8 protein-coding genes are annotated in these 8,518 nt (G+C 59.3%); 5 read left to right on the top strand and 3 right to left on the bottom strand.

Features of this window, described 5'->3' with window-relative positions; genetic code table 11:
- Nucleotides 1-173 precede the first annotated feature (173 nt).
- Genes DU29_RS0125325 through DU29_RS0125335 form a run of 3 tightly spaced genes read right to left on the bottom strand, consistent with a single transcriptional unit; the run spans nt 174 to nt 2,551 of the window.
- Nucleotides 174-563, bottom strand: a complete 390-nt coding sequence (locus DU29_RS0125325; RefSeq protein WP_028624224.1) for a hypothetical protein — start codon at nt 561-563, stop codon at nt 174-176.
- 8 nt (nt 564-571) lie between these two features.
- On the bottom strand, nt 572-1,000 hold the full coding sequence (locus tag DU29_RS0125330; RefSeq protein ID WP_028624225.1) for a DNA polymerase III subunit chi: 429 nt from the start codon (nt 998-1,000) through the stop codon (nt 572-574).
- Between the two features lie 60 nt (nt 1,001-1,060).
- On the bottom strand, nt 1,061-2,551 hold the full coding sequence (locus DU29_RS0125335) for a leucyl aminopeptidase (protein ID WP_028624226.1): 1,491 nt from the start codon (nt 2,549-2,551) through the stop codon (nt 1,061-1,063).
- Nucleotides 2,552-2,846: 295 nt separating this feature from the next.
- Here DU29_RS0125335 and lptF point away from each other — a divergent pair, with 295 nt between their 5' ends.
- From lptF to rnc, 5 genes are all read left to right on the top strand, one after another.
- Nucleotides 2,847-3,965, top strand: a complete 1,119-nt coding sequence (gene lptF, locus DU29_RS0125340; protein ID WP_028624227.1) for an LPS export ABC transporter permease LptF — start codon at nt 2,847-2,849, stop codon at nt 3,963-3,965.
- Entirely contained in the window at nt 3,958-5,019 is a 1,062-nt protein-coding gene (gene lptG / locus DU29_RS0125345; RefSeq protein ID WP_028624228.1) for an LPS export ABC transporter permease LptG, read from the top strand. The genes lptF and lptG overlap by 8 nt, the downstream gene beginning before the upstream one ends.
- Nucleotides 5,020-5,191: 172 nt before the next feature.
- On the top strand, nt 5,192-6,991 hold the full coding sequence (gene lepA, locus DU29_RS0125350) for a translation elongation factor 4 (RefSeq protein WP_028624229.1): 1,800 nt from the start codon (nt 5,192-5,194) through the stop codon (nt 6,989-6,991).
- Nucleotides 6,992-6,996: 5 nt separating this feature from the next.
- Nucleotides 6,997-7,851: a signal peptidase I gene (lepB, locus tag DU29_RS0125355; RefSeq protein WP_028624230.1), complete on the top strand. Its 855-nt coding sequence runs from the start codon at nt 6,997-6,999 to the stop codon at nt 7,849-7,851.
- Nucleotides 7,852-8,031: 180 nt separating this feature from the next.
- The coding region (gene rnc / locus DU29_RS0125365) for a ribonuclease III (protein WP_033050937.1) at nt 8,032-8,518 on the top strand (487 nt) is incomplete at its 3' end.

Genomic DNA, 8,518 nt, shown 5'->3' on the forward strand with positions numbered 1-8,518 from the left:
AAGGGCACTTATCTGTGGCGAGGGGATTTATCCCCGTTCGGCTGCGCAGCAGTCGTCAATCCTCAGATGAGTATTGTCGATGGAGTGCTGGGGCCGCTTTGCAGCCCAACGGGGATAAATCCCCTCGCCACAGATAAATCCCTTGGCCACAAACCCTCGGCCGGCAGGAGGATTCAGTCGTTGTACTGGCTGAGTAAGCGTTCCAGTCGCGCACTCAGGCGGCGTTTGATTTCGGTTTCGATGTGTGGCGCGAAATCGTCGATCACGTCCTGCATGATCAATTGCGCGGCGGCTCGAAGTTCGCTGTCCAGGTGCAGCAGGTCGTCGGGATTTTTGCTCGCAGCCTTCGCCGGCTGGGCAGCAGTGGCGGGTGCGGATGGTTCGACGGTTGGCTGGGAGGCACTGACCGAATCGAACAACATCGGAATCTGCTCCTGGTCGTCGTCCTCGACCGTGTCGGTCAGCAGCGGCGGTTGCAGGTTGTCATCGCCGAGCAATTGACGGATCGACTCAAGGTCGTCCAGCAGGTGCGTAGGCTTTTGCAGCGGTTTTGGAGTGTCCATCGGAATGCTCAGAGTCGCTGTAAACGGTGATCTTGCAGAGAATAGCCTTGTTCGCGGTAGAAGCGAAAACTCTCCCGCGCGGCCGTGCGAATCGCCGGGTCTTCGACTACCACTTCCGCCACGCGGGCGAACTGGTTGGCGAAGGCCGGGACTTTCAGGTCAAGGTTGACCAGCAGATCCTGGTGCTGACCGCAGTCATCGCCAAGGCCCAGCACGATCAAACTGTCCGGCTCGCTTTCGGCGGGGCCATGCGGCACGAAGCTTTCACCCTTGAAGGTCCACAGGCGCGCGTCGAGATCGTCACGCTGGGCGGCATCGCTGCAATGCAAGTAGATGCGATGGCCCATGCGCCAGGCTTTTTCGGTGAGTTTGCAGGCGAAATCCAGCCGCGCCGATGGATCGGCGCTGGGCAGGATATAAAAGTCGACTTGGGTCATTGCGGTTCCTGAGCCTCCAGCGGCGCCACCGTCAGGCAACGCCACCAGAGGTCATCGGTTTCAGGCTTTGGCGCGGTCCAGCAGGTATTGGGTCAACAGAGGCACCGGGCGACCGGTTGCGCCTTTGTCCTTGCCGCCGCTGGTCCAGGCCGTGCCGGCGATGTCCAGGTGCGCCCAGTTGAGGTTCTTGGTGAAACGCGAAAGGAAGCACGCGGCAGTGATGGTCCCGGCTTTCGGACCACCGATGTTGGCGATGTCGGCGAACGGGCTGTCCAGTTGCTCCTGGTATTCATCGAACAGCGGCAGCTGCCAGGCGCGGTCGTCGGCCACCTGGCCGGCGCTCAGCAGCTGGCCGATCAGCTCGTCGTTGTTGCCCAGCAGGCCGGATGTGTGCGCGCCCAGTGCCACGACACAAGCGCCCGTCAGGGTTGCGATGTCGATCACTGCCTGCGGCTTGAAACGTTCCGAGTAGGTCAGGGCGTCGCACAGCACCAGACGGCCTTCGGCGTCGGTGTTGAGAATCTCCACAGTCTGCCCGCTCATGGTGGTGACGATGTCGCCCGGACGCGAAGCATTGCCGCTCGGCATGTTCTCGGCGCAGGCGAGGATGCACACCAGGTTGATTGGCAGCTGTAGTTCGAGCACGGCGCGCAGGGTACCGAAGACGCTCGCGGCGCCGCCCATGTCGTACTTCATTTCGTCCATGCCGGCGCCCGGTTTCAGGCTGATGCCACCGGTATCGAACGTGATGCCCTTGCCGACCAGTGCATACGGCTTCTCGGATTTCTTGCCGCCGTTGTATTGCATGACGATCAGGCGCGGCGGCTGGGCACTGCCCTGGCCGACGGCGTAGAACGAGCCCATGCCGAGGTCCTTGATTTTCTTCTCGTCGAGGACTTCAACTTTCAGGCTCTTGAATTCCTTGCCGAGATTCTTCGCCTGCTCGCCGAGGAACGTCGGATGGCAGATGTTCGGCGGCAAATTGCCCAGGTCGCGGGTAAACGCCATGCCGTTGGCAATAGCGGTCGCGTGGGCGACGGCGCGCTCGACTTCAGCCTGGGCCGCCTTGATGGTCACCAGGGTGATTTTCTTCAGGGCGCGGGGTTCGGCTTTCTGGCTCTTGAAGCGATCGAACGTGTATTCGCCGTCGACCAGCGTTTCAGCCAGCAAACGGGTCTTGCCGTAGCTGTCGCGACCCTTGAGCACCACTTCATCGAGCGCCAGTACGGCGTCGCTGCCGCCCAGGCCTTTGAGGGTATTGAGGATGCCGGCGATGATTTTACGGAACGGGCGGTCGGACAGTTCTTCGTCTTTGCCGATGCCGACCAGCAGGACGCGCTCTGCTTTGAGGTTTGGCAGGCTGTGCAGCATCAGGCTTTGACCGACTTTGCCGGCCAGGTCGCCACGCTTGAGCACAGCGCTGATCGCACCGCCGCTCAGATCGTCGAGGTGTCTGGCAACGGCGCCGAGTTTGCGGCCTTCGCCGACGGCGACGACCAAGGTGGCAGTCTTCAACGTTTCTGGGCTAACGCTTTTTACAACCAGTTCCATGTCCGGGTCCCTGAATGAATGGTCAATACGCAAGTATCTGAACTTGCTTATAAACAGAAAAGACGCAGGACACGGCCTGCGACAAAGGCCGCAGTTTGAACCTCGCTACCGGCGCCTGACAACCCTCGGTTGGTAGGTTCTTCAAGCCATCGACCGCCTGCGCAACTGTGCGCAGTGACAGGCGCACCCAATCACAGGATAATGCGCCAACTTTTTTCGGCGGCCCTGGCTTGCGGGTCGCCTGATACGTTTGCTTGTTTGGCCGCCTTAGCCTGACAACCCTGGAGTGTCTGGTTTGATCGTCTTCCGTTACCTATCCCGCGAAGTCCTGTTGACCCTGAGCGCCGTCAGTGCCGTGCTGCTGGTCATCATCATGAGCGGACGCTTCATCAAATACCTCGCCCAGGCGGCTGCAGGCCTGCTGGATCCGGGCTCGCTGTTCCTGATCATGGGCTTTCGTCTACCGGGATTCCTGCAGCTGATCCTGCCGCTGGGCCTGTTTCTGGGGATCCTGCTGGCGTACGGCCGCTTGTACCTGGAAAGCGAAATGACCGTGCTTTCCGCCACGGGCATGAGCCAGCAGCGTCTGTTCGCGATGACCTTGTTTCCAGCTACGCTGGTGGCGTTGGTGGTGGCGTGGCTGAGCCTCAGCCTCGCGCCGCAAGGGGCCAATCAGTTCCAGCTATTGCTGAACAAGCAAGACGCCCTGACCGAGTTCGATACCCTCGAACCGGGTCGTTTCCAGGCCCTGCGCGATGGCACCCGGGTGACGTACACCGAAATGCTGTCCGATGATCGCATCAACCTCGGCGGCGTTTTCATTTCGCAAAAGAACATTTCTTCCGACAAGAAAGACCGCGGGATTTCCGTGCTGGTGGCCGAGAAGGGGCGTCAGGAAATTCGCCCCGACGGCAACCGTTACCTGATTCTCGACAACGGCTATCGCTACGACGGTAATCCGGGTCAGGCTGACTACCGGGCAATCAAGTACCAGGAATATGGCGTTCTACTGCCCAAACCCGACGTCAGTGACGAAGTCACCGATCGTGATGCGATGACCACCCGCTCGCTGTTCGGCAGTGACGACATCCGTTCCCGAACCGAGCTGCAATGGCGTCTTTCGCTGCCGCTGCTGGTGTTCATCGTGACCTTGATGGCGGTGCCGCTGTCGCGGGTCAATCCGCGCCAGGGCCGCTTCCTCAAGTTACTGCCGGCGATTCTTCTTTATATGGCTTACCTGAGCATCCTGATTGCCGCTCGCGGCGCCCTCGAAAAGGGCAAGATCCCACCGGCGCTGGGCCTGTGGTGGGTGCATGCGATCTTCCTGGCCATCGGCCTTGGCTTGCTCTATTGGGAGCCGTTACGCCTGAAAATGGCGAGTCGCCGCAGCGCGCTGGAGGTGACCCGTGGTTAAACTTGACCGCTACATTGGCAGCACCGTTTTTATTGCGATCCTCGCTGTGCTGGGGATCATTCTCGGTCTGGCCACGCTGTTTGCCTTCATCGACGAGATGGGCGACGTCAGCGATACCTACACTCTGCTTGATGTCCTGAGTTACGTCCTGTTGACGGCACCGCGCCGGCTCTACGACATGTTGCCGATGGCAGCGCTGATCGGCTGCCTGATCGGCCTCGGCACCCTGGCCAGTCACAGCGAGCTGACCATCATGCGGGCGGCGGGCGTTTCGATAGGCCGGATTGTCTGGGCCGTGATGAAGCCGATGCTGGTGCTGATGGTCGCGGGTCTGTTGATTGGCGAGTACGTGGCGCCGGCCACTGAAAGCGCCGCTCAGGCCAACCGTTCGCTGGCTCAGGGCAGCGGCGATGCGCAAAGTGCCCGGCACGGCCTGTGGCACCGTCAAGGTGACGAGTTCATTCACGTCAACTCGGTGCAACCCAATGGGGTGCTTTACGGCGTAACCCGCTACCGTTTCGACGATCAACGCCACATGCTTTCGTCGAGCTTCGCCAAGCGCGCGGAGTTCGACAAGGATCACTGGCAACTGAGCGAGGTCGCGACCACGATATTCCACGAGAAAACTACCGAGGTGGTGAACGCACCGGTCGAGCGTTGGGATGTGGCCCTCAGCCCGCAATTGCTCAGCACTGTGGTGATGTCGCCTGATTCATTGTCGATCAGCGGGCTGTGGGGTTACATCCACTATCTGGCGGATCAGGGCCTGGCGAACGGCCGTTACTGGCTGGCGTTTTGGGTCAAGGTGTTGCAACCGCTGGTGACAGCCGCACTTGTGTTGATGGCGATCTCGTTCATCTTCGGTCCATTGCGTTCGGTAACGCTGGGTCAGCGGGTGTTCACCGGTGTGCTGGTGGGTTTCACCTTCCGCATCGTCCAGGATCTGCTGGGGCCGTCGAGCCTGGTGTTCGGTTTCTCGCCGCTGTTTGCGGTGCTGGTTCCAGCGAGCATTTGCGCCCTGGCCGGGGTCTGGCTGTTGCGACGGGCGGGTTGAGCCGGGATATTTTCCGGGCATGCAGGTCTCCAAAAAACGCCCTGGTCTTATGGCCGGGGCGTTTTTGTAAGTGCCGTCTGACCTGTGAACGTGACGCTTGCGCCGAGGATCAGGTACAATTCCCGGCTATTTTTCGGCGGGCTATGCCTGCAGCCTTTTTGAGTGTTGATCCGTGAGTGATTTGAGTCATATCCGCAATTTCTCCATCATCGCCCACATTGACCATGGCAAGTCGACGCTGGCCGATCGGTTCATCCAGATGTGTGGCGGCCTTGCCGAGCGCGAAATGGAAGCTCAGGTCCTCGACTCCATGGACCTGGAACGTGAACGCGGGATCACCATCAAGGCCCACAGCGTTACTCTGTATTACACCGCTCGCGATGGCATCAAATATCAGCTGAACTTCATTGACACCCCGGGCCACGTTGACTTCACCTACGAAGTCAGTCGGTCGCTGGCGGCCTGTGAAGGTGCGTTGCTGGTGGTCGATGCCGGTCAAGGCGTTGAAGCGCAGTCGGTTGCCAACTGCTACACAGCGATCGAGCAGGGCCTGGAAGTCATGCCGGTCCTGAACAAGATCGACCTGCCGCAGGCCGATCCGGACCGCGTCAAGGAAGAAATCGAAAAAATCATCGGCATTGACGCCACCGATGCAGTCGAGTGCAGTGCCAAAACCGGCCTGGGCGTCGACGAAGTGCTTGAGCGTCTGGTTCACACCATTCCCGCGCCGACCGGCAACTACGAAGATCCGCTGCAAGCGTTGATCATCGATTCCTGGTTCGACAACTACCTGGGCGTTGTCTCTCTGGTTCGGGTGCGCCACGGTCGTGTGAAGAAGGGCGACAAGATTCTGGTCAAGTCCACCGGCAAGATCCACCTCGTGGACAGCGTCGGCGTGTTCAACCCGAAACACACCGCCACCACCGACCTCAAAGCCGGTGAAGTGGGCTTCATCATCGCCGGTATCAAGGACATCCACGGTGCACCCGTCGGTGACACCCTGACCTTGAGCTCTACGCCGGATGTTGATGTTCTGCCCGGCTTCAAACGTATCCAGCCGCAGGTCTATGCCGGTCTGTTCCCGGTCAGTTCCGACGACTTCGAGGACTTCCGTGAAGCCCTGCAAAAGCTCACGCTCAACGATTCGTCCCTGCAATACACCCCGGAAAGTTCCGACGCGCTGGGCTTCGGCTTCCGTTGCGGCTTCCTCGGCATGCTGCACATGGAAATCATCCAGGAGCGCCTCGAGCGCGAGTACGACCTGGACCTGATCACCACGGCACCGACGGTAATTTTCGAACTGTTGCTGAAAACCGGTGAAACGATTTACGTCGACAACCCGTCGAAGCTTCCAGACCTGTCCTCGATCGAGGACATGCGTGAGCCGATCGTGCGGGCCAATATTCTTGTGCCGCAAGAACACCTGGGTAACGTCATTACCCTGTGCATCGAGAAGCGTGGCGTGCAGCACGACATGCTCTTCCTCGGCACTCAGGTCCAGGTGACTTACGATTTGCCGATGAACGAAGTGGTCCTCGACTTCTTCGATCGTCTCAAATCCACCAGCCGTGGCTATGCTTCGCTGGATTACCATTTCGATCGTTATCAATCGGCTAATCTGGTGAAGCTGGATGTGCTGATCAACGGTGACAAGGTCGACGCCCTGGCGCTGATCGTGCACAAGGATAACGCGCACTACAAAGGTCGCCAGTTGACCGAGAAGATGAAAGAACTGATTCCGCGTCAGATGTTCGACGTTGCGATCCAGGCCGCCATTGGCGGGCAGATCATTGCGCGAACGTCCGTCAAGGCACTCAGAAAGAACGTATTGGCCAAATGCTACGGCGGTGACGTTAGCCGTAAGCGCAAGCTGTTGGAAAAGCAGAAGGCCGGTAAAAAACGCATGAAGCAGGTCGGCAACGTGGAAATTCCACAGGAAGCCTTCCTTGCAGTGCTCAGGTTGGATAGTTAGGTCCTATGTCGCTAAATTTCCCGCTGTTGCTGGTCATCGCTGTTTTCGTCTGCGGCCTGTTGGCATTGCTCGATCTGGTGTTTCTGGCGCCACGTCGGCGTGCCGCCATTGCTTCCTATCAGGGCAGCGTTAGCCAGCCTGATGGCGTGGTGGTCGAGAAACTGAACAAAGAGCCGCTGCTGGTCGAATACGGCAAGTCGTTCTTTCCGGTGCTGTTCATCGTGCTGGTGCTGCGTTCATTCCTGGTGGAGCCGTTCCAGATCCCATCGGGCTCGATGAAACCTACCCTGGATGTGGGTGACTTCATTCTGGTGAACAAATTTTCTTACGGGATCCGCTTGCCGGTGCTCGACAAGAAAGTCATCGAGGTCGGTGATCCGCAACGCGGTGACGTGATGGTGTTCCGCTTCCCGAGTGATCCGAGCGTCAACTACATCAAGCGTGTCGTTGGCCTGCCGGGTGACCAGATCCGGTACACCGCCGACAAGCGCCTGTTCGTCAACGGTGAATCGGTTGCCGAACAACTGGTCGGTTCCGAGCCGGGTACGCTGGGCAGCGCTGAACTCTACAAAGAGAAGCTGGGCGCCGCAGAGCATCAAATCCGCAAGGAAATGAGTCGTTACCGCGCGCCGCCGGATCGTTCATGGACCGTACCCGCCGGGCACTATTTCATGATGGGCGACAACCGCGACAACTCGAACGACAGTCGCTACTGGGATGATCCGAACATTCCCAAGGATCTGCTGGGCATGGTTCCCGACAAGAATATTGTCGGCAAGGCCTTCGCAGTCTGGATGAGCTGGCCGGAACCCAAACTCAGTCACCTGCCGAATTTTTCGCGGGTTGGCCTGATCAAGTAATCACAACGGCGCTGTTGAACACAGCGCCGAATGCATTTCTGGAGCCGCCACAATCGGTTCCCGACGCATGAAAACACTGATAGTCAGGACGTAATTTTTGAACACAGCGTTATTTGTCCCAAGCCTCTGCCTCTCGGCCATGGCGGTGGAATCCAGCCACGAACTCAGCGTGGGTAAACCGTGAGCGTTTCCTTGAGCCGTCTAGAGCGTCAGCTCGGCTACACTTTCAAGGATCAGGAACTGATGGTCCTGGCCCTGACTCACCGCAGTTTTGCCGGGCGCAACAACGAACGCCTGGAATTCCTCGGTGATGCCATCCTCAACTTTGTCGCTGGCGAAGCGCTGTTCGATCGCTTCCCGCTGGCCCGCGAAGGTCAGTTGTCGCGTTTGCGCGCCCGCCTGGTGAAAGGTGAAACCCTGGCCGTACTGGCCCGCGGTTTTGATCTGGGCGAGTACCTGCGCCTGGGTTCCGGCGAATTGAAAAGCGGCGGTTTTCGTCGTGAGTCCATTCTGGCCGATGCTCTCGAAGCGCTGATTGGCGCCATATACCTGGACGCCGGCATGGACGTCGCCCGCGAGCGCGTGCTGGCCTGGCTGGCCGGCGAGTTCGAAGGCCTGACGCTGGTCGATACCAACAAAGATCCAAAAACCCGCCTGCAGGAACACT

The sequence above is a fragment of the Pseudomonas sp. Ant30-3 genome (assembly GCF_000690905.1).
Taxonomy (GTDB): domain Bacteria; phylum Pseudomonadota; class Gammaproteobacteria; order Pseudomonadales; family Pseudomonadaceae; genus Aquipseudomonas.

Coding starts and splice junctions, on each gene's coding strand:
- DU29_RS0125325 (WP_028624224.1), bottom strand. CDS start 563: ATGGACACTCCAAAACCGCTGCAAAAGCCTACGCACCTGCTGGACGAC.
- lepB (WP_028624230.1), top strand. CDS start 6,997: ATGTCGCTAAATTTCCCGCTGTTGCTGGTCATCGCTGTTTTCGTCTGC.
- DU29_RS0125330 (WP_028624225.1), bottom strand. CDS start 1,000: ATGACCCAAGTCGACTTTTATATCCTGCCCAGCGCCGATCCATCGGCG.
- DU29_RS0125335 (WP_028624226.1), bottom strand. CDS start 2,551: ATGGAACTGGTTGTAAAAAGCGTTAGCCCAGAAACGTTGAAGACTGCC.